This is a genomic window from Paenibacillus sinensis (assembly GCF_019904155.1).
GTDB lineage: Bacteria > Bacillota > Bacilli > Paenibacillales > Paenibacillaceae > Paenibacillus_AQ > Paenibacillus_AQ sinensis.
The window spans coordinates 43055-65039 of the sequence record NZ_JAHCMB010000202.1 but is presented as its reverse complement, the minus strand read 5'-3'; the positions used below and the strand labels follow the sequence as shown (position 1 = coordinate 65039).

Annotated in this window: 11 protein-coding genes (1 of these 11 only partly in view); 9 read left to right on the top strand and 2 right to left on the bottom strand. The window is 44.1% G+C overall.

What is annotated here, in order from left to right:
* The 8 genes in view from KIH86_RS25370 to KIH86_RS25335 are tightly spaced (at most 47 nt apart) and all read left to right on the top strand, a layout consistent with a single transcriptional unit that may run on beyond the window.
* A protein-coding gene (locus KIH86_RS25370; protein WP_223110738.1) for a condensation domain-containing protein crosses the window boundary here: on the top strand, positions 1 to 27 show its 3' portion. The gene continues 777 nt to the left of window position 1, outside the view; only the last 27 of its 804 coding nucleotides appear in the window; the start codon falls outside the window, past its left edge; the stop codon is at positions 25 to 27.
* 8 nt (positions 28 to 35) lie between these two features.
* On the top strand, positions 36 to 1001 hold the full coding sequence (locus KIH86_RS25365; protein ID WP_223110734.1) for a U32 family peptidase: 966 nt from the start codon (positions 36 to 38) through the stop codon (positions 999 to 1001).
* A 47-nt stretch (positions 1002 to 1048) separates the two neighbouring features.
* Positions 1049 to 6871 carry a non-ribosomal peptide synthetase gene (locus KIH86_RS25360; protein ID WP_223081028.1) on the top strand — a complete coding sequence of 1941 codons (5823 nt, stop codon included), beginning with the start codon at positions 1049 to 1051 and terminating at the stop codon, positions 6869 to 6871.
* A complete protein-coding gene (locus KIH86_RS25355) occupies positions 6864 to 13517 on the top strand; it encodes a condensation domain-containing protein (protein ID WP_223081029.1) in 6654 nt (2217 codons plus the stop codon). The genes KIH86_RS25360 and KIH86_RS25355 overlap by 8 nt, the downstream gene beginning before the upstream one ends.
* Before the next feature lie 30 nt (positions 13518 to 13547).
* Positions 13548 to 13814 carry an acyl carrier protein gene (locus tag KIH86_RS25350; protein ID WP_223081030.1) on the top strand — a complete coding sequence of 89 codons (267 nt, stop codon included), beginning with the start codon at positions 13548 to 13550 and terminating at the stop codon, positions 13812 to 13814.
* Positions 13815 to 13816: 2 nt separating this feature from the next.
* A complete protein-coding gene (locus KIH86_RS25345; protein WP_223081031.1) occupies positions 13817 to 15115 on the top strand; it encodes a radical SAM protein in 1299 nt (432 codons plus the stop codon).
* A gap of 17 nt (positions 15116 to 15132) precedes the next feature.
* Positions 15133 to 16797, top strand: coding sequence for a PhpK family radical SAM P-methyltransferase (locus KIH86_RS25340; RefSeq protein ID WP_223081032.1), 1665 nt, complete (start codon positions 15133 to 15135; stop codon positions 16795 to 16797).
* Positions 16798 to 16830: 33 nt separating this feature from the next.
* Entirely contained in the window at positions 16831 to 17382 is a 552-nt protein-coding gene (locus tag KIH86_RS25335; RefSeq protein WP_235775598.1) for a GNAT family N-acetyltransferase, read from the top strand.
* A gap of 208 nt (positions 17383 to 17590) precedes the next feature.
* Here the strand turns inward: KIH86_RS25335 and KIH86_RS25330 are convergent, their stop codons facing one another.
* Complete coding sequence (locus tag KIH86_RS25330) at positions 17591 to 18556, bottom strand: HAMP domain-containing sensor histidine kinase (protein WP_223110733.1); 966 nt, start codon at positions 18554 to 18556, stop codon at positions 17591 to 17593.
* Between the two features lie 77 nt (positions 18557 to 18633).
* Complete coding sequence (locus KIH86_RS25325; protein ID WP_223081034.1) at positions 18634 to 19308, bottom strand: response regulator transcription factor; 675 nt, start codon at positions 19306 to 19308, stop codon at positions 18634 to 18636.
* Between the two features lie 182 nt (positions 19309 to 19490).
* Here KIH86_RS25325 and KIH86_RS25320 point away from each other — a divergent pair, with 182 nt between their 5' ends.
* The gene (locus KIH86_RS25320) at positions 19491 to 21869 is read left to right on the top strand and encodes an ABC transporter ATP-binding protein/permease (RefSeq protein WP_223081035.1); all 2379 of its coding nucleotides are present in this window, start codon (positions 19491 to 19493) and stop codon (positions 21867 to 21869) included.
* Positions 21870 to 21985 lie beyond the last annotated feature (116 nt).

Here is a 21985-nt window from a genome sequence, read left to right as displayed (position 1 = left end):
TTCCCAAGGTGGACCTTTGGGACTTAAAGGCATATGTGGCGTATTCCAATACAAAAAATATCGAATTTAACTATACGATTAATGCTCCTTACCTTAATAAAAAGGAGTTTAGCCGTGATGGCGTAGACCTTATCCAAAAATATTTAAAAGATATTTACAACGCCGGGGTAAGGTCGATCACATCGGCGCTGCCTTCCCTGACAGAAATAATACAGGCTTCAGGATACGATTTTAAGATTAAAGCATCCACTTTATGCCAAATTACCAATGCAAACAAGGCGAGCTTTTATAAGGATTTAGGTCTGGAACGTATTGTAGTTGATGAATCTATTAATCGTGATTTTAAGGCCTTGAGAAGAATCGTTAATGCGTTCGGCGACAAGGTAGAGGTAATCGTCAATCCCATTTGTCTTATGGACTGCGTATACAGAATGTTTCATTATAATCAGGTCAGCGGTGATTCCACTGTTTGTACCGATGAAATAAGCACTAACTATTTCGAGCATCGGTGTGTGCTGCAACGGTATAAAAAAGTAAGTAATTTATTGAGGATTTCCTGGATAAGACCGGAAGATATCGAATATTACACTTCGATCGGTATACATTATTTCAAGCTGCAAGGCAGGAACCTTGTTTTAAAAGGAGATCCGGTTCGGGCGGTAAAGGCTTATTTTGACAAGGATTACGACGGAGACTTGATGGACATTATCTATATGTTCCATCCATTAAATAACTTTAAAATCTATCTCGATAATAAAAAGCTGGATAAGTTTCTTCAACCTTTTTATAAAAACGAACAATTTTGTAGTAGGGATTGCTCTGTTTGTTCCTACTGTGAAAATTTCTCAAAAAAGGTAATTGATCATAGCGAAGCTGAGGGAATTATCGAGCTCTCTAATACGTTCTATAAGGAATACGATAAATTTAACCGTATCATCCAGCCCGCGGCCAAGGAAGAAGAGAAGACAGGTGGAGAGCTCCACATTGATTTTAATTTTTAGTTCTTTCCGTAAGTGGTTATGATTTTGGGCAAAAGGTGGGGGAACATTTGAGCAAAGATGTTTTGGAAACAACAGAGATATTTGAGCAGGCAAAAAACTATTGGATAACTAAATTATCCTGCGAAACACCGCAAACATTCTATCTGGATGATACTAATTCAACTTACGTCAACCATTATTTTGAAAAAGATATTCGCCTGGAAGAGTCTCTGGCACAAAAAGTAATATATTTGAGCAAAAGCAATGATCTCTCTATATATGTGATACTTTTGGCCGTATTTAAGCTTACGCTGTCGCGGTATTTGAACCACGAAGATATTTGCGTAGCATCGCCAACGCTGAGAGCAAGCGATCAAACGTACAATAATTGTGTTGTATTCAGGGATCAAATAGAAGAAGGTTCAACCTTCAAAGAGTTCCTGATTCAAGTCAGAGAAACCGTACTGGAAGGCTATAAAAATCAATTTTATCCCATTCGCAAAATCATGGAACATTTGGATCAAGATGTTGTTCACTCCTTGTTTCATATCATGTTTTATTACGAGAATATTCATGAAGAGGCTACCCTGGCTTCCGTACTCTCCGAACAAAGTAATGAAATGGTGCTCTCGCTGCATCAGATCGATGGACAAATAAAAGGTGGTTTCCGTTATCGTCCCCATCTCTTCACTGAAGAAAAAGCCGAGAGATTTGTTGCTGCGTTTCAATCTATTTTGACACAAGTTATGGACAAGCCGGAGGTGCGGATTGCTGATCTCAATGTGCTGAGCGCAGATGAGATGAATACGATACTGTATAAATTCAATGATGCGAGACGATGCAATTGGGAACACCAAACAATCATTGATTTGTTCGAGGAGCAAGTGATTAGACATCCTGAACAAGTGTGCATCTCCTTATTGAAGCAGCAAGGGGATAGATTTGCCTATGACAATATAACCTATGATGAAATTAACCAGAAAGCGAATCAGCTCGCTCGTTATCTGCGGCAATGCGGAGTTGTTAATAATGACATTATTGCCCTGGTGATGACCCCTTCTCTGGAGATGTATACTTCGATTCTTGGTGTTATGAAGGCCGGAGCTGCATATTTGCCTGTGGACCCCAGCTATCCGGATGAACGGATACAATATACTATTCAGGACAGCAGAACGACTCTCGTATTGTCAGATGTAGACAATTTTGCTCATCGGCTCGCAATGAAGGATGTTCAGTTGATCGATTTCCATCAGCTTCCACTTCACCTTTGTCATGACGGTAATCTTGAGGAGAGGGCTAAGTGGGAGAATCTTGCCTATGTCATCTACACTTCGGGGACTACCGGCAAGCCCAAAGGAGTATTGATTGAACATCGAAATGTTATCAACACTTTGCAATTTAGACGGATGGAACATGGTCTGAATGAAACTGATGTGATTTTGCAATTGAATCCATACGGCTTCGACGGTTTTGTCGCTACGTTCTTTACGCCTCTGATTGCAGGGGCCACCATAATCACTTTGGAAGATAACCGGGCGAATGATATGGAGATGTTGAGCGAAGCTATCCGAACAAACGGGGTGACCCATTTCGCCAGCGTTCCTGTACTTTATGAAGAGATGCTCGAACATCTTTCCGGCGATGATTTCAAATCGGTAAGAACCGTTGTGCTGGCAGGAGATCGCATTCGTCCGGATATTATTCTGAAAAGCAAAGAGAAATTCAAATCCACTGAACTTGTTATAGAGTACGGTGTATCCGAATGCTCTGTTTTGTCGACGTTCTGCAAAGATATCCCGTTGAACGGAAAAGCGCTTATCGGTAAACCGATTATGAATACGAAGCTATATGTCCTCAATAAGTATAATGCGCTGCAGCCTCTTGAAACGGTCGGCGAGTTATGTATATCGGGAGACGGAGTATCGAGCCGCGGTTACTTAAGAAATGATGGTCTATCCGCAGAAAAATTTATTGACAACCCGTTTGAGAACGAAGGGAAGCTTTACAAGACAGGTGATTTGGTTCGTTGGTTGCCCGACGGGAACTTAGAGTTTTTGGGAAGATCGGACCATCAGATTAAAATCAGAGGCTACCGTATCGAATTGGGCGAAATTGAAAATGCTCTAATAAAATTTCCAAATATTCATACTGCGGTAGTTATCGCGAAAGAACGGGAAGGCAATGAATCTAGGAATCAGGAAAAAATGCTATGGGCTTATTATGTTAGGAAGAGCCAGGCCCAAGCGATTGAAAGTGTGGAATTAAAGAAGTTCCTTTCCTCGGCTTTGCCTGAGTATATGATCCCTTCAAGCTTTGTGGAAATTGATGAAATCCCGCTGACCATTCACGGAAAGCTTGACATGCACCGGTTGCCTAAGCCGTCTATTACACCTGTATCCCAATACACCGCTCCAACCGATGAAGTTGAGAGTAGATTAGTTGAGATCTGGTCCGAGGTGCTCTCTACAGAGAAGGAGATTATTGGAATAGACGCGAGTTTCTTTGAATATGGCGGACATTCTTTGAATGTTACCAAAGTAGTGGCCAAGATAAACAAGCTTATGAATGTCAAAATTTCTATAGTAGATGTGTTTGAACGACTGAGCATTCGAAAGATAGCAGATTTGATAAGAAGCACAAAACAAGAACAACAAGGAACGTTGACTATTCCGAAAGCAACACCGATGGAATTATACCCGGTGTCCTCTGCGCAACAAAGAATCTACTACCTTCAGCAATTGGACACTGCGAGTACGGCATACAACCTGGTGTCTGCTATGGAACTGCAGGGAACAATCCATCTGGAACAGATACAGGCGACATTAAGTAAGCTTATACAGAGACATGATAGCCTCAGGACTGTCTTCCCGTGCGTAGATGGCGTCATATATCAGAAAATACATGGTGAACAACCCTTTAACATTGATCTTTTGAACTCCCAAGAAATCAGTGAGGAAGGCATTGGGAGAATCATTGATAACTACAATTCTTCGTTTGATTTATCCAGCGGGCCTTTGATCAAGGCGGGCTGTATTCAAATGGCTGCGGACCGCTTGATATTGTTGGTTATTATCCATCATATTATCGCTGACGGTATATCGGTGCAAATATTAATAGACGAGTTTATGCAACTGTATGGTGATGCGGTTCTGCCGAAACCGGAAATACAATATAAGGATTATGCTGTTTGGCAAAATAATCGAATGAATGAACTAGACGCGCAAAGGTCGTATTGGCTGCAACGGCTGGCCGGGAATATTCCGGTGATTGATCTTCCCTATGATTTTAAAAGACCGAATAAGAAGGCTTTTTACGGTGACAGCTACCGCTTCGCCCTTGATGCCAAGGAATTGCATCACTTAAAAAATATCGCTAATGAACAATCGGCTTCCACGTTTATGGTTATGTTGAGTGTTTTTTATCTATTTCTATATAAAATGACAAACCAATCGCAATTAATTGTAGGCGTACCGGTGTCCGGCCGCAGGAATGCCGAGTTCGATTCTATCATTGGAATGTTTGTGAATACATTGGGACTCAAGCTTGAAATGGACTCGGAAATGACATTTATGGAGCTTTTGCAGTTGGTCAGAGATCACTCGGTTAATGATTTCGACAATCAGGAATATCCGTATGAAAATTTGGTCAACGATTTGGTTATTGGCAGAGTGCTTAATCGAAACCCACTATTTGATGTTATGTTTAATTATCAAAATATAGATATACCGGAATTTAACATTCCTGGATTGTCGATCAATGAATATGAATTTAACAGAAAAATATCAAAATTTGATTTGACGCTGCACTGCTTAGAGGAAACAGCGGGTTTCAGTTTGGAATTTGAGTTTGACACGGAACTGTTTAGGTCTTCCACCATCCGGTATTTTGCCGCATGCTTTAAAAATTTGCTGTTGGAGATCGGCCAGGGCCAGGGTGGCAAGAAACTGCATCAATATAATGTCATTCCGGTAGAAGAAAGTCATGTATTTAACGATTTCAATGCCACGATAACAGAGTATCCTGCAAAAGCGACAGTTGTCAGCTTGTTCGAACAGCAGGCACATAGAAGACCCGATAAATTAGCGGTGCTGGGGGGCGATCAGGAGAGAACCTTTAACGAAATTAATCATCGGTCCAACGTAGTGGCCAATCGTTTGGCTAACAAGGGAATAGGCAGTGGATCTGTGGTGGCCTTGCTGATGGATAATTCCGTTGAGCTAGTGATCGCAATCCTGGCAATTTTGAAGACAGGCGCCGCTTATCTGCCAATTTCAATGGAATATCCGCAAGAAAGAAAGGAATATATACTTTCGGACAGCCAAGCCCAGGCTATTCTGACGACCGAGGTCATTGCCCAATCCAATCTTTGGATGCAGCAAAAATTATCAGCGGTCAACATCCTGGCGATTGACAGCTGCTTGAAGGACGAACCTGCAGAAGCTCTTTATTCTTTTACCTCGAGATGCATTCCTGATGACACTGCTTATGTTATTTATACATCGGGTTCGACAGGAATGCCCAAGGGGGTTGTCGTCAAACACAGCAGCCTGATGAATTACGTCTGGTGGGCTGCAAACAATTATGTGAGAAATGAGGAAATAAACTTTCCGTTATTTACCTCGGTTGCTTTTGATTTAACGGTCACCTCCATTTTCACACCGTTAATTACCGGGAATTCTATTATCGTTTTCGGAGAGGCTGATCATACGCTTAATTTGGCGAGAGTTCTGCAGGATGAGAGAATAGGTGCCGTTAAGTTGACTCCTTCACATTTAAGTTTGGTCAAGCACATGAAGTTATCCGGTCAAGGTATCAAACGATTTATTGTAGGCGGCGAGTCCCTTTCTGTAAAGCTGGCGAATGAGATTCATGATCTTTTTGAAGGACATGTGGAAATTATCAACGAATACGGCCCTACTGAAGCGACTGTTGGATGTATGATCCACATCTTCGACAAGCAGAGTGATACTGGCCTATCGGTTCCGATCGGTAGACCTGCGGATAATTGCATGATTTATCTGCTCGATCAGTTTTTGCATCCCGTACCGACTGGCGTTACAGGTGAAATATATATCGCCGGTGCCTGTCTGTCAAAGGGATACCTCGGAAACAGGAAGTTAACGGAAGAGCGATTTGTCAGTCACCCTTATATAGAGGGGCTTCTGATGTATAGAACCGGCGATTTGGCCAAAATGAATCATGATGGAAACATCGAATATATCAACCGGATAGATAGTCAAGTGAAGCACCGGGGATATCGGCTTGAACTGACCGAAATTGAACATGAGTTGTTGCAGATTCCCGGAATTGAACGGGCAATTGCAGCAATAAGCCAGAGAGAGAACCTGGAGGACAGGGAGAAAGAACTGATTGCGTATATTGTTGCAGATCCACAGACAACCGATCAAGAGATAAAGATTTTCTTGCGCAACAGGCTGCCTCAATTTATGGTGCCCGACCGGTTCATCTTTGTGGAATCTATCCCGACGACCCCTCACGGAAAGGTGGATTACGAGGGGTTATCCCGGATGCCCGCTATTGCCAGGGCACAGGAAGATTATTTTTCCCCAGTTCCACAAAATAATCTGGAAAACAGAATTCTGATGATATGGAAGGAAGTTTTGTTCCTAGAGCACATGCGCATCACGGATAACTTTTTTGATATCGGAGGAAAGTCCATTGATATTCTCAGGCTGGCTGCCAGGCTGGAAGAGGAATTTCAACAAGAGGTTCCCATTACAGTTATTTTTGATAACCCAACAGTAGCTTATCTTGCTGAATATTTTATGAGCGAAGGATCATTGATTGAGCAAGTCGATTTGGAGATTGAGGAATCCATGCAGCTACTTGATGAAAATTTATTGAAGTTCATTGGTGATGACGATGAGTAAGAAAGATGTTCAAAGTACCTTGACCGGATTGGAAATTGCTGTTGTAGGGATGGCCTGCAGGTTTCCTGGTGCTAAAGATATAAATCAATTCTGGCAAAATATAACGAATGGTGTTGAGTCAATCTCCCTTTTCCGGAATGAGGAATTGGAAGCAGAGGGGATTGAGCCCACACTTCTCGAACATTCGAATTATATTAAAGCCAAGGGAATTTTAAATGATGCGGAGTACTTTGATTCCTCCTTTTTTGGATATACTCCCAAAGAAGCCTTAGTCATGGACCCGCAGATCCGTATTTTCCATGAGTGTGCCTGGGAGGCGCTTGAAGATGCAGGGTATAATCCTCATATCTATAATGGAGCAATTGGCCTGATTGCAGGCGCTTCTCAAAACGTAAAGTGGCCCATGATTTGGATGAATTCGGATGAACAGGAGAACGCCAAATTACCGGTAGCCAATAAGGATTTTCTGGCGACTTTGGTAGCCTATAAACTTAATTTGAAAGGGCCAAGCTACGTCCTTAGCACGGCCTGTTCCACATCGCTGGTAGCGGTTCATCAAGCATGCAGAGCGTTATTGACAGGTGAGGCGAAAATGATGCTGGCAGGAGGAGTCTCGGTGATAACTCCTGAAAAAGAAGGCTACTTATATGAAGAAGACATGATTCTGTCACCCGATGGACATTGCCGACCGTTTGATATGAGTGCCAAAGGAACCGTTGGGGGCAGCGGAGCAGGTATTGTGGTACTTAAGCGCCTGAAAGATGCACTTTCAGATCATGATCATATTTATGCTGTCATAAAAGGAACAGCTGTTAATAATGATGGGGATCGAAAAGTTGGTTACACCGCTCCAAGCATTGAAGGCCAGTCAACGGTCATCAGGAAGGCCTTGCAACTGGCGAAAGTGGAAGCAGATACGATCTGCTACGTGGAAACCCACGGGACAGCGACCAATTTGGGAGATCCTACGGAGATTGAAGCCTTATCCAAGGCGTTCGACACCCAAAAGCGGGGATTCTGCGCCTTGGGAGCAGTTAAAGCTAATATTGGCCATCTTGATGCGGCCGCTGGCATAGCGGGGTTTATCAAAACGGCGCTTTCTTTGAAACATCAAACGATACCGCCACTCATTCATTTTGAAGCCCCAAATCTGAGAATTCCGTTGATTAATAGTCCATTTTATGTGAATACTGAACCCGCCAAAATGGAGAATGGACCTTATCCATTGCGGGCCGGGGTAAGTGCATTCGGAATCGGCGGAACCAATGCGCATGTAATCTTAGAAGAAGCGCCAGCTGTCGAGTTTCAAGAGGGTCAGGACATGGGGCGGCAAAAAAAGATGGCGTTTGTGCTCTCGGCTCAAAAAAGGGAGTCCTTGAATAAGGCCACAACCCGATTGATCGAGCATTTGAATAACTCGCCGGAAAGCAGCCTTCCTGATGTAGCCTTTACGCTGCAGGTTGGCAGGAAGCACTTTAAACACAGAAAGCTGCTGATAGGCAGCACTGTGCAAGAAGTCTTGGAGCACATGGCCGGCCCTGAAGGCGATGTGTTGACTTCTATTGTAAATGAGGAACGGTCTATTACTTATGTTATTCAGAGCGGGATCGATTTTGTAATTGAAAGAGGATGGGCGCTCTATCAAGAACTGCCTTGCTTTCGGGATGAAATGGACCACTGTCTGGCATTGGTAAGGAGAAATGTTGATCTTCCGGCAGAAATTACGAACTTCGTTGATTTCGAAAAGACGAAATTGACGTATATTGCTGCATTTTTATATGAGATGGCATTTACAAGAACCTTGATTCGGCTGGGAATTACGCCTGCCACAATTGTTCAAGATTCCGGAGAAGATCTACTGGCTGCCTGTATAGCTGAGGTTATCCCTCTCGAAGATGCAATTGATCTGCTGGTATTGGTGCAGCGCTTGCAAGGCCACGATACTGACTTTCTGAAACAACAAATTATGCGCAAGCTGAAACAGATTCAATTTGGAATACCTAAAATACCGTTCCTCTCGAGAGTCACTGGAAGAATGATAACACCACGGGAAGCGACGGATTCAGAGTACTGGTTAAAATGCATATTTCCTCAAACCCTTGATCAAACGTCATCGGAGCATATTATTGATCCGAATTCAGTTGTTGTCGGTCTTTGGCCAAGAGAAGCAGCTCCGGATGCAAGCCGGGGATGTTCTTTGATTCTGTCCCAGTCCCCCGATTACGAGGGAACGGCCTACGACTTTTTTGTTGAGCAGATAGGAGTGCTGTGGCTGCAAGGGGTGGATATTAATTGGCCGGTATTGTATGCAAATGAAGAAAGAAATCGTTTGCCCTTACCTACATATCCCTTTGACTCCCAACCCTATCGTGTGCCGGTGGGGCAGATCAGGACATTACAGAATAAGCAAACAGCAGGGGAAGCTCTCTATAATACGGAAAGTTGGTTTACAGAATACTGGAGGTTGGAACCGGCGATTTCTAGATATGTGCCCCATCCTAATGCGACTTGTGTCCTTTTTGGAGATCCTGGTGTGCTAGTAGACCGAATTTTGGAGGAACTTTCTGACTCTGGGATAACTTTCTGTCAGGTTCAGGCGGGCAAGCGGTTTGAAAAAAGGAATGATCGTCTATACGCAATTCGGCCGGAACAGGCAGAGGATTATGAATTGCTGATAGATGAACTTCAGCGAACAGGCAATATGGGAACTTGCTTTTTTCATCTTTGGAATGTATTCGATTCTGGAAATCTTATGAATAACGGATACTATAGTTTGATCAATCTTGCCGAGATACTGACAAGACAATATCCCGACAAGGAGTTCACTGTTAAATTTGTTACAAACCGGATGCAGCAGCTGCCGGGAGATGGTCTATCGGTTCCGCTTAAAGCGACTGCGTGGGGTGCTCTCAAGTATCTTTCCCGAAGAATGCCGCACTTGCGTCTGTGCAGTATAGATATTTCATACGATGAACAAGACAGGCAACAACCGAGAGAGGTTACTACTCCGATCTTCAGGGAGTTATGGAATGACTCGGATGCACAGAGCATTGCTTTACGAGGACAGGCAAGGTATGTGTGTACAACCCAAGCCGTAGTTCGGCAGCCCTCCGCCAAGCTTGCCTTGGAGGCAGGAACATATGTATTTATGGGGGAAATCAACGAATTTTCGGAAGCTCTCGCTAAAGAGATTCAGTCGAAAATCGGAGGGTCAGATGTTGTTTGGATATCCCGGCATCAAGACATAACAGAAAATGATCATACCCTTTCATCTGCAAAGCTTGACTCTCTGCAAGTCTTTATTGCTGAAGAAGAGTACGCTTTAATCAATTCCTTCCAAATCAAGGGGATTAAACAGCATCATGGACTGGAAGAATTGTCGAACAAGCTCTGTTCAAGTTATGTCTACTCCTTCATAAAACGTAATGCATTACATTTGGCAAAAGGAAGCCAATTCGACAAGGATGACTTATTTAGAATCAACGGAATTATTCCTGATTTCCGGAAACTGTATGATGCGATGCTGAATATGCTCGTTGATGATGGAATTGCGGAACTGGACGGGAATCTTGTTACTTTTCTGAAAAATGCTGAAGAAGTGGAGGATGCCGCTTCTCTCAAGGAAAAGGCTCTAACCATGTATCCTGACTTTAGCGGTTTCTTTAAGCTGCTGGACTATTGCATTGGGCATTATCCCGACGCACTTACCGGGAAGATGGGAGCAATCCAAGTATTGTACCCTGAAGGGAAGCCGGTCATTTCGGAGGAGAAATATAAGGTAGCAATTGAGCATAGCTATTCCAGACTGTATTGTACGCTGCTAAAGGATATTATTCTGAAACTGGTGGAACAGGCTCCGAAATCCAAGACATTCAGAATACTCGAGGTTGGAGGCGGGAATGGCATATTGACCCAGGTTGTGGCTCCAGCGCTTGAAGACTATAATGTCGAGTATTTCTTTACGGACATCGGAAGTTATTTTATATCGCAAGCGAAAAATAATCCAACGTTCAAAAATTGGAAGTTCATAAATTTTGCTACCCTAGACATTTCAAGAGACCCGCTAGGCCAAGGGTTCGCTCCATCCAGTTTTGATTGCATTGTTGGGTTGAATGTAGTGCACGCAACAAGAAATATTGAAGAGAGCCTGTCGAATCTGCTGAGATTACTTTCTCCCTATGGCGTTGTTGCTTTAATAGAATCGGTTCATTCGGAACGATGGTTTGACCTCATTGATGGCCTGGCAGAGGGATGGTGGTATTTTGATGACACTTCGCTAAGACCAACCTCGCCTTTATTGAGGCTTAGCCAGTGGGAGGAGGTATTCCGTAAATTACAATTAACAAGTGTTTATACCTACCCTTCAACTGCTGAGCAGAAAGCACTGTCGGATATAGGGCTTATTATTGCCCAAAATTCCGAGAGCGCAGCCGAAAGAGCAGCTGAAAGGGCAACAGCCAAAAGCATGCATTGGTTAAAAAACGACGGAAAAACGGATGAGCTTCGCTCTGTCTTGCAGCAAGTAAGTGAAGAATGCGAAGCGGTCAAAGGCATCTTGTATTTCCCATCCCAGCGAAGCCTTGAAGCGGAAGTACATGAGCTTGAAACTATTGACCAGGCGTTGGAAGAGGTACGAGCGGAATCATTGATTATCTTTTCTGCAATTCCGGAGACGATGCCGCAGGAGAATCTGCTGTGCATCAATGCCGTAAGCGAATTGTACCAGGCCTATATACTGCATAGAGTGATACGCCGGGGTGAATACGGTACATTTATCCGTTATTCTGCTCAAGATAAGCAAGAAAGCCAATTGCGGGCAGACGGATTGTTGGAGGTTGTCAGTGCAGCAGTGGAGAACCGTCTTACGCAAATGTCCATTGTTCATTCTAGCGACAGTCCGGCAAAGAAGCATTCAATGGAAACAATCAATAATGGAGCGGAGAAGTTCTTGGCATCGCAGTATCAAAGGTCGAATTTAACTGCTGAATTTATTCCTCCAAGAAATGAGACGGAGCAGTTATATGCGTCAATTCTGGAGGGATTATTCGGGGTAGAACAGGTAGGAGTAGACGATAACTTCTTCGAATTAGGAATTGACTCCATCAAAGCAATACAGATTGCGGCTCGGTTGAATAAATCGGGAATTAAGGTCGATATGGATCAGATACTCCGCTTTCCATCCATCGCCCAACTTGTTGCCGTTTCTTCCGAGATGAAGATGCAGCCTGCCCATGATGATGAAATGGCTGAGGTTGGCACACAGACATATATTTATGACGAGAAAGACAGTGAACAGGTTAAAGCACTTGTACAGAATAATCCCAATATTGAAGCGATATATCCGCTTTCGCCTATGCAGAACATGATATTGTCGCAAAATATCGTAGCCTACAAAAAGGGTCACGACGTCTTCTCGCTCATTTTTAAACTGGAGGGATACGTGGATATCCCGTCATTTATTACTGCCTGGAGCATCGTTATCGAACGGCATTCCATACTAAGAACAGCATTTGTGTGGAAGAGGTTAACGTCCCCCTTGCAAATGGTTCATAGGGGAGTAAACATGCCCCTGCAAATATTGGACTGGACCAATTTTAAGTCGGATGAAGTGGAAGCGGCGCAGAAAAATTATATTAATGAGGAAAAACGAATGGGATTTAAAGTAGATCATGCACCGTTAATGCGCAGCTGTTTGGCAAAAGTTAAGGATAATGATTATCGGTTCATATGGAATTTCCAACACTCATTGTTAGACGGTTGGAGCATGAATATTGTAATCAACGAGTTGTTGTCCGCTTATCGGACAATTAGAGCGGGACAGCCCTATGTGTCAGAATCCAGGGGGTACATTGATTATATTAAGTGGCTTCAAAAACAGAATGCGGATAACGCTGAAAAATTCTGGCATCAAGAATTTGAGGGCTATCAGGTCCAGAGTAAAACGGAACGGGATCATCAGTCCGGCAGCCGTCAATATGTCATGGGAACTGCAGAAATATGGATCGATAGAGAAGATACAGAACGGATCGGTTCCTTTGCCAGACTGAAAGGATTGACAGTCAACACCATTGTGCAAACGGCTTGGGCGCTTCTCATGAAACAGATAACAGGTGAGGACGATCTCATATTAGGGGTTGAAACATCGGGACGTTCACAAGGGATCAAAGGAATAGAATCTATGGTGGGCATTTTTATTACTGTGCTGCCTATGCGGACTATCATTCGCCCGGGAGCATCTCTCATTGCATGGATGAAGGATCTGCAAGAGAAGCAATTAAATATGCGCCGCTATGAATATGTGACCGTACAGGATATTGCTAAGTGGGGGAAAGTTCCCCTGGATTTGATTCGACAGGCAATTCATGACAGGACATTGGTTTATCAAAACTTCCCAATGGATTTGGATATACAGGATAATGAAGGCGATTTTCGATTGAGTGTCCAGGACCGTGTGTCCCAAATGAATGTGCAACTCAGAATCTATGTAACTCCGGGAGAAAGGATGTCGGTACTTATCAGTTATAATCAAGGGCACTACAGTCACGAAATCATTGTAGATATGCTAGAGAAGCTTAAGGCATTGTTACTTGTAATCCCTGCCAGTGAAACAGGGACATTGAAAGATGTGCTTGACCAGGTCAAATAAATAAGATTTGAAATTGTGGAGGATATGCGGATGAATATGAAGACAGATGTTATAAATAGACTGCAAAAGATACTGGCTGAAACATTGCAAGGCGATGAAGAGTCGTTCGAGGAAATTTCTGAGGAAGATAATTTACTTCTCTTAGGCGTCAATTCTATTTCCTTTGTCAAGATTGTTGTCCAATGTGAGAAGGAATTTAATATTGCATTTGATGAGGAAGAATTGGATTACAGTCTGTTTGAAAATGTAAATAAACTATCGCAATGCATTTTGGAGAAAATGGGAGTGGAATCGTAATTATGGCAAGTGTAATCATCAACAGCGCGTGTAATCTCCAGTGCCCGTTTTGCTTCGCAACAGAAAGCCGGAACGCGGAGGGGCATAGCATCAACAATATGTCAAAGGATGAGTTCCACAAAATTCTGAAATTCGACAGCAATATCGTCACTACGATTTGCGGCGGAGAGCCTACCATTCATCCTGAATTTTGTGATTTTATGGATTCAATGCTTGCGGTCAGAGGGAAATATATCAATGTGTTGACAAACGGGCTATGGCCGGAGAAAGTATGCAACTATTTCTCTAGCCTACCGTTCGAGAAATCGAAGCGGATCATCTATTTATTTAATATTCTGCAGCCGGAAGAATATACGGAAGCCCAGGTGGAAAAATTACATGCGGCGCTGGGGTCGGTTAACCCGGAAACGGCTTTTGTCGGATTCACAATCTATAAATATCCGTTTGATTACTCTTATATATTCGACATCGCCAAAAAATTCGGAATCAATCATATACGCTACAGTGTAGCTGCTCCGAATGTTACAGATCAAAGCTCCTGGAATATTGACCCCGATAAGGATTTTCGTGAATGTGCGAAGGTAGTCTATAACTTTGTTATGGATGCCTCTAAACAGGGCTTTGAGGTCAATCCGGATTGCGGTTATCTGCCGCCCTGTGCCTATACCAAGGAAGAATTGGCGGACTTGCTGCTTGTACAACCAGGCGTTAAGTTTAAATGCAGCGCGGTAACGGATATTGGCAAGGATGGAGAGTCCTGGAGATGTTATAGTTTATACTCCGTATTAAGATCGAACATGGAGAACTTTCAAAATATCAATGAAATGGCGGAATATTTCAATAAACGCTCGGAACTGTTATTGGACATTGACCTGTTCGATAAATGTAAAGACTGCCAATATAAAATCAGCGGAATCTGCCATGGCGGTTGTTTCGGATATCGAATTATAAAAGGGTTGAAAGAGGATGAGAACTACAACTTCTTCCCTATTGATGATGAGGAAGCATTAATGAACTGCATTCCTGTAATCAATAAAAAGGTCCTTAAAATCTGGAAGAAAAACAAGCAAGATGAACCGCTGGTTTATTTAAGGGACGAATGGAAGCTACAGACTCGATTGCTTAACTTTGATGAATTTTTGAACGATTTTATAGAAGCGTGCAGCGGAAAGGAAAGCGTCGCTCAAATCATTGACAAGCTAACAATGAGCTATGGAGATCGAGAAAGATGCCGAAATAATGTGATCCAGGCCGTGAACAATCTGTTCCAACAGAATGCGCTGAAAATTACAAGATCTTGATACACAAGAGGTGTTTTATGCGGGATCAATATGATTGCCTTTTCATTGGGCATAACCAAACAAAGTTTAGTGAATATGAGCGTCAGCTTCATGCTATGGGGACAAAATCGGGGGCTTACAAAGATTTAAACCTCAGTTTTCTTCAATACAACGACCGTCTATATACGGCTTCAGGACTCTATAATGTTCTGCAGTCGGAAATAGACCATAAGGACGAGCTTTCTGCCTATCCTGTGTTTAGTCCAACCATAGCTTATTTGGGCACATTTCTACACAATCGCGGGTTAAACTTTGACTATGTGAATTTATTCCAGGAAGAACAACAGAAACTCAAGGACAAGCTCCTTGAGAACGATTACGTATCCATTATTATACCGACAACCTATTATATTTCGGCCACGCCTATAATGGAAATCATGTCATTTATAAAAAAATATAATACAACTGCCAAGGTTGTATTGGGTGGTCCGTTTGTAGCAACACAAATGAAAGTACAGGATGAAGCGACTATACAATATTTATGTGAATCTATTGGCGGGGATTACTATATAAACAGCTCTCAGGGTGAAGCTGCTTTAGTAGAATTAATACAGGCAATAAAAGCGGGAGGCAGCCTGGATCCTATCTATAACTTATCTTATTTCATGGACGGCGAATACCGAAAGAATGAAATTAGGAAAGAGGATAACCGAATAGAGGAAAATAGAGTCAATTGGGAATTGTTTAAGCATGACATTGGAAACTTTTTATCGGTGAGAACCTCCATTTCCTGTGCCTTTTCCTGTGCATTTTGTGGGTTCCCCCAGCATGCAGGACAATATCAGACTGCGGGGATAGCGGAGATCGAAAAAGAACTCGATCAAATCGAAAGTCTGAAAACAGTTACCTCTGTCAACTTTATCGACGATACTTTCAATGTTCCGATAGAACGGTTCAAAGATATTTTAAGGCTCATGATCCGTAAACAATACAGTTTCAAATGGAACAGCCACTTCCGCTGCCAATTCGCTGATGAAGAAACGATTGAATTGATGAAGGAAAGCGGATGCGAAGGAGTTTTTCTTGGTATTGAATCAGGAAATCAAATGGTTCTAAACAATATGAATAAAAAAGCCTCGCTGCACAAGTATACAAGAGGAATTGAATTGTTGAAAAAAGCTGGAATTTTCACCTACGCTTCTTTTATTATCGGTTTTCCCGGTGAAACCTATCAAACGGTGCAAGATACGGTTTCATTTGTTGAAACGACCCAACCGGATTTTTTTAGAACACAGCTTTGGTACTGTGATCCCTTTACTCCTATCTGGGCCCAAAAAGATAAATATGAAATTAAAAATTCACAATTTGAATGGTCGCATGCGGGAATGAAGGCTAGTGAAGCCAGCGACCTAATCGATGAGATCTTTATGAAGGTTAAAAACTCGATCTGGCTTCCACAGCAGGACTTTGATTATATGAGTATTTACGCATTGCTGCATAGAGGGTGGACGCTGGATCGGGTGAAGGACTATATTGTAGCATTCAATGATTGTATTAAAGAAAAAATGAATCTGGGCCCTAATCGAAATACCAGCAATGAACGCATCAACAAATTGAGGAACATTGTAGCCGGAGAAGCAACTGGAGAATTGGATACCCCAAACTGGAGTAATCCTGAACTCTCAATAGATTTTAATTTCTAAAAAATATCAATTGAAAAGGAAGGTTGATAACAGATGGTAATGGAAACGGAAAGACTCATTGTTCGTAAATTTTCGGAGAACGATTGGAGCGATTTGCACGAATATTTATCTCAGGAGCAGGTGCTTAAATATGAGCCAGACGGTGTAAGCAGTGAAGAGGATTGCAAGTATATAGCTAGGGAACGTGCGGAGGGAGATTGTTTCTGGGCAGTTAGCTTGAAGGATACCAATAAAATGATCGGTCATGTTTATTTTGGGCAAAAAGAACCTGCTGAATTTAATACATGGATGATAGGTTACATCTTTAACCCTGCTTTTTATGGAAAAGGCTATGCAACTGAGGCTTGCCAAGGAATTCTAAAATATGGGTTCGAAGATTTAGGTATTCATCGGGTGATGGCTTTGTGCAGTCCTGAGAACGCACCTTCCTGGAGATTGCTGGAGCGATTGAATATGCGCCGTGAGGGCCATTTCAAGAAAGAAGCTTTTTTTAGAAGAACAGATGACGGGCAGCCTTTATGGCACGATGCGTATCAGTATGCCATCTTGAATGAAGAGTGGAAATCTACTTCTTCAAGCAAATAATACTCATTTAAAGGCGAAATATAGTACGGAGAGTCATTTCATTAGCAATAGCAGCGGTTGTTCCAGCCCTGCTCCTGGCAGGGGCCTTGCTTTAGGCAAGCGCCTTGCTTCAAGCAGAGCCCCGGAACTCCCGCTTATCAATTACAGTAAGGCTGGCCCGACGGCGGCATGTTCACACCCGCATGCCGCCGCCCGACCAACACTTCAATCAACCCCCAGCTACCGCCGGCAGCCTGACCATAAAGGTCGAGCCCTGCCCGGGTTCACTGCTTACCTCAATCGTTCCTCTGCTCAGGCTGATAATGCGGGCAACCAAAGGCAGGCCGAGGCCGTTGCCTGCGGCTGATCGGGCAGGATCGCCCTGATAGAACTTTTCAAAAATATGCTTGCGGACTCCGGGCGGCATTCCGATGCCCGTATCGGATATGACTACCGAAATCCAGGGGCCGTCGAGATGGAGAGAAACCGAGATTTCTCCGTATTCCGGAGTGAATTTGATCGCATTGCCGAGTATGTTGAGCCACACCTGCATCATGAGCTCTTCATCTCCATAATAGCGCAACTCGTCCAAATCAATATTGAGATTTAGCTGCTTGGGGGTCCACATCGATTCGAGCAGCAGCAAGGCTTGCCGAAGCTGTTCATCCAGCCGATATTCCGTCAGTTCTGTGAGCATCTCCTGGTTCTCCAGCTTGGATATCCGGAGAATATTGCCGGAGAGGGTGGATAATTGCCGGGCGCTCTCTATAATCATCCCGGTATATTCGTCATGCTCTTCTCTGCTAAGATTGTCTTCCTGCAAGAGGGTTGCGTAACCTTCGATTGCCGCAATGGGCGTCTTGAATTCATGCGATACATTGACCACAAAATCATTGCGGAGCGTCTCTATGCTGCGCAGTTCCTGAACCATTATATTGAAGTGATGGGCTACGTCGCTGATCTCGTTGACCCGGTGCGATTCATTCAAATAAATGTCGAAGTTGCCGTTGGCGATCTCCTTGGCTGCATTGCTGAAATCCTTAATCGGGGATAATATTCTCCGGCCGACCTCGATGGTAATGGTTGTCCCGATGACCAGACTGAACAAGACAATAAGCAGAATGGGGGGAAAGGGATTTTTATGCACTGTAGTATTATTGCCGATCTGGAAGTATAGATAAGCCAGAATCGCCATGATCAAGATAAAAAACAGAATAATAACAAACACCAACGATACAAAATACCACCACAAGCCTCTATTTTTTTGACGTCTCATCCCAGCTTCACAGCCTTATAACCCAGCCCTCTGACCGTAACGATTTCAAAGTCGGTACTCTCCCTGAAGCGCTCACGCAAGCGGTTGATATGGACAACCACCGTATGCTCGTCGGACTCGGAATCCATCCCCCATATTTCATCCATCAGCTGTTGTTTGGTAAAGATTTTATTCGGATAGGAAATCATTTTATAGAGAAGGTAAAATTCCTTCTGCGGAAGCAGGAAGCTCTCCTCTCCCTGATAAACAGTAAGCGCATCATAATCCAAGATGGTTTCCCCCCATACAATCCTGCGTTCGTTGATAATTCTGGCCCGGCGGAGCAGCGCCCCCACACGAAGAACCATTTCATTCACATTGATCGGCTTGACCATATAATCGTCGATTCCGACGAGAAATCCCTGCTGCTTGTCCGCGAAGTTCTCCCGTGCAGTCACCATAAGAATGGGGATCTGCTGGTTGTTGTCCCTAAGCGTCCGTGTCAGCTCGAACCCATCCATATGAGGCATCATAATATCGCAGATAATTACATCGATATATTCTTTATCAAGTACCGCCAGGGCATCCTCGCCGTTCACCGCCGGTAGGGCATGGTATCCATTTCGGGTCAGAACGGTACAGAAGAGCTGGCGCAATTTACTATCATCTTCAACCACAAGCACATTAAACATAAGCTCTCCTCCTAAGCGGGTCGTTGTATGCAGAGTATAGATTGTTAAAGTGTATCTCATCAAGATCAACTGAATCTCAACTGCATTGTTGAGGTTTAGTTTATATTAGACGTTTACAATGGGGGCAGCAAGAAGAGATCAGAGATAGAAGATTACGCGGATGGAAAGGGAGATTGGTTAAAATGCTGCAATTGAAAAATATCACGAAAAGCTACAGGACCGGTGAATTCACGCAGGTTGCGCTGGATAAGGTCAATTTGAATTTCAGAAAAAGTGAATTCGTCGCGATCCTGGGCCAGAGTGGATCAGGCAAAACAACACTGCTGAATATCATCGGCGGACTTGATCAATATGACAGCGGAGAGCTGATCATTAACGGACAATCGACGGAGCACTTCAAAGACGGTGAATGGGACGCATACCGTAACAATAGTGTGGGCTTTATTTTTCAAAGTTACAACCTGATTTCGCATTTAAGTCTTTTGGATAATGTGGAAATGGGAATGACGCTCAGTGGGGTGGCTTCGGCCGAGAAACACCGTAAGGCTCTTGAAGCCCTGGAGAAGGTCGGATTGAAGGATCATATCCATAAGAAACCGAACCAGCTCTCAGGGGGACAGATGCAGCGGGTAGCCATAGCCCGTGCTCTGGCCAACAACCCGGATATTATTCTCGCGGATGAGCCTACGGGTGCGCTGGATACGGAAACCAGTGAGCAAATCATGGAACTGATCAAGACCATTGCGGAAGACAAGCTGGTCATCATGGTTACGCATAATCCGGAGTTGGCCGAGAGCTATGCGGACCGCATCATCCGCTTCTCGGACGGTCATGCCGTATCGGACAGCAATCCGCTGGCGAATCAAAAGACCACAAGCTCCTATAAGCTGAAGGAAACCAGCATGAGCTTCTTCACGGCCTTGAAATTATCGGGTAAAAATATCGCGACCAAGAAATGGCGGACGGGCTTGACCGCTTTTGCTTCAAGTATCGGAATCATCGGCATTGCCTTGATTCTGTCCCTGTCGAATGGATTCGATAAGCAGATCAGCTCGTACGAAACCGGGGCGCTCTCCAACTTCCCGATCTCGATTAATCAGACGGCAACGAGTGTGCAGATCGGGCCGCCGGACGAGGGAGAATCGAAGCTTCCCTCCTATCCCACAGAGAAAAAATTGTATCCCTATGACCCCAGCGAGAATTCCAGGCAGCACACCAATGTGCTGACCAAGGAATATATCGACTATTTGAATAAGATCGATCCGGCGCTCATTGATGGAATCTCTTATACCCGCAGCGTGAATATGAATGTACTGGTGTCGGATGGAGAAAAGGCGACGGCTCTGGATAAGAGCAGAATCAGCCTGACCGCGTATCCCAGCAAACAGGGAAGTGAAACGGGAAGCTATCTGGAGCAATATTATGATGTGCTGGACGGTAAGTTCCCTGCGGGCAAGAATGATGTCGTGCTTATCGTGGATGAATATAACCGCCTGACCGATGCAGCGGTATCTGCTCTGGGACTGGATTATAAAGTGGACAGCATCGATCTGGGCGATCTCGTCGGAACGAAGCTGAAGCTCGTCATGAACAATGACTATTACCGAAAAAATGGCGAACAATTTGTCGTAAACGGAACAGCGGCGAATTTAATGGAGCTGTACAACAGTCCTAAAGCAGAGACGTTGAACATCGTCGGGGTGCTTCGCGCCAAGGAAGGAAGCAGCGTATCTTCGCTGAATCCGGGCATTGCTTATTCGGATGAGCTTGCCGCTGCCTTTATAGCGGATGCCCAGAAGTCGGAAATTGTATTGGCTCAGCAGAAAGCAGACTTCAACGTATTGACCGGTCAGGCATTGTCTGATGAGGCGTCAGGCAGTGGTTCAGCCGTAGCGGGCGGAAGTCCGCTAGAGAGAATGGGTGCTGGCGCCGGCGCAGCAGGGAGCGCTGCTTCCTTGACCAAAGAGGAGGCGCTTGCGTCATTGGGAGCAACAGATATCCCTACTTCCGTCTCGCTGTACCCGATTGACTTCAGTGCCAAGGAATCGGTTATCTCTTATCTGGACAAGTGGAATGAAGGGCGTGACACCAAAGATCAGGTGATCTATACCGACCTGGCGGCTATTGTTACCAGTATCTCCGGCAGTATTATGGATGGGATTACGCTGGTGCTGATTGCTTTTGCGGCAATTTCTCTGGTCGTGTCCTTGATCATGATCGCAATTATCACGTATATTTCCGTCATGGAACGGACGAAAGAGATCGGAGTGCTGCGCGCGCTGGGTGCCCGCAAGAAGGATATTACGCGAGTATTCAATGCCGAGACGTTCATTATCGGGGCCTGCTCAGGTATTCTGGGGATTGGCATTACGTATCTGCTGACGATCCCGGTCAATGCGATCCTGAAAAATTTGACGGATCTATCGAATGTAGCGCAGTTAAATCCGCTGCATGCGCTCATTCTCGGCGTAATCAGCGTAGGACTTACGATGATCGGCGGCTTCATTCCGGCCAAGATGGCCGCGAAGAAAGATCCGGTTGCAGCACTGCGCAGCGAGTAATGGGCTGACAAATTGTAAAATGTAATTCAAGATGTTGTAATTCAAAATGTTGTATTTCAAAATTCTATATGCACAAGGCCCCCTCAACTGCTGAGGGGGCCTATTTATGCGATTAA

Bases quoted from the DNA above. Each gene is read 5' to 3' on its own strand.
- KIH86_RS25350 (WP_223081030.1), top strand. From the start codon at position 13,548: ATGAATATGAAGACAGATGTTATAAATAGACTGCAAAAGATACTGGCT.
- KIH86_RS25340 (WP_223081032.1), top strand. From the start codon at position 15,133: ATGCGGGATCAATATGATTGCCTTTTCATTGGGCATAACCAAACAAAG.
- KIH86_RS25320 (WP_223081035.1), top strand. From the start codon at position 19,491: ATGCTGCAATTGAAAAATATCACGAAAAGCTACAGGACCGGTGAATTC.
- KIH86_RS25355 (WP_223081029.1), top strand. From the start codon at position 6,864: ATGAGTAAGAAAGATGTTCAAAGTACCTTGACCGGATTGGAAATTGCT.
- KIH86_RS25325 (WP_223081034.1), bottom strand. From the start codon at position 19,308: ATGTTTAATGTGCTTGTGGTTGAAGATGATAGTAAATTGCGCCAGCTC.
- KIH86_RS25345 (WP_223081031.1), top strand. From the start codon at position 13,817: ATGGCAAGTGTAATCATCAACAGCGCGTGTAATCTCCAGTGCCCGTTT.
- KIH86_RS25330 (WP_223110733.1), bottom strand. From the start codon at position 18,556: ATGGCGATTCTGGCTTATCTATACTTCCAGATCGGCAATAATACTACA.
- KIH86_RS25335 (WP_235775598.1), top strand. From the start codon at position 16,831: ATGGTAATGGAAACGGAAAGACTCATTGTTCGTAAATTTTCGGAGAAC.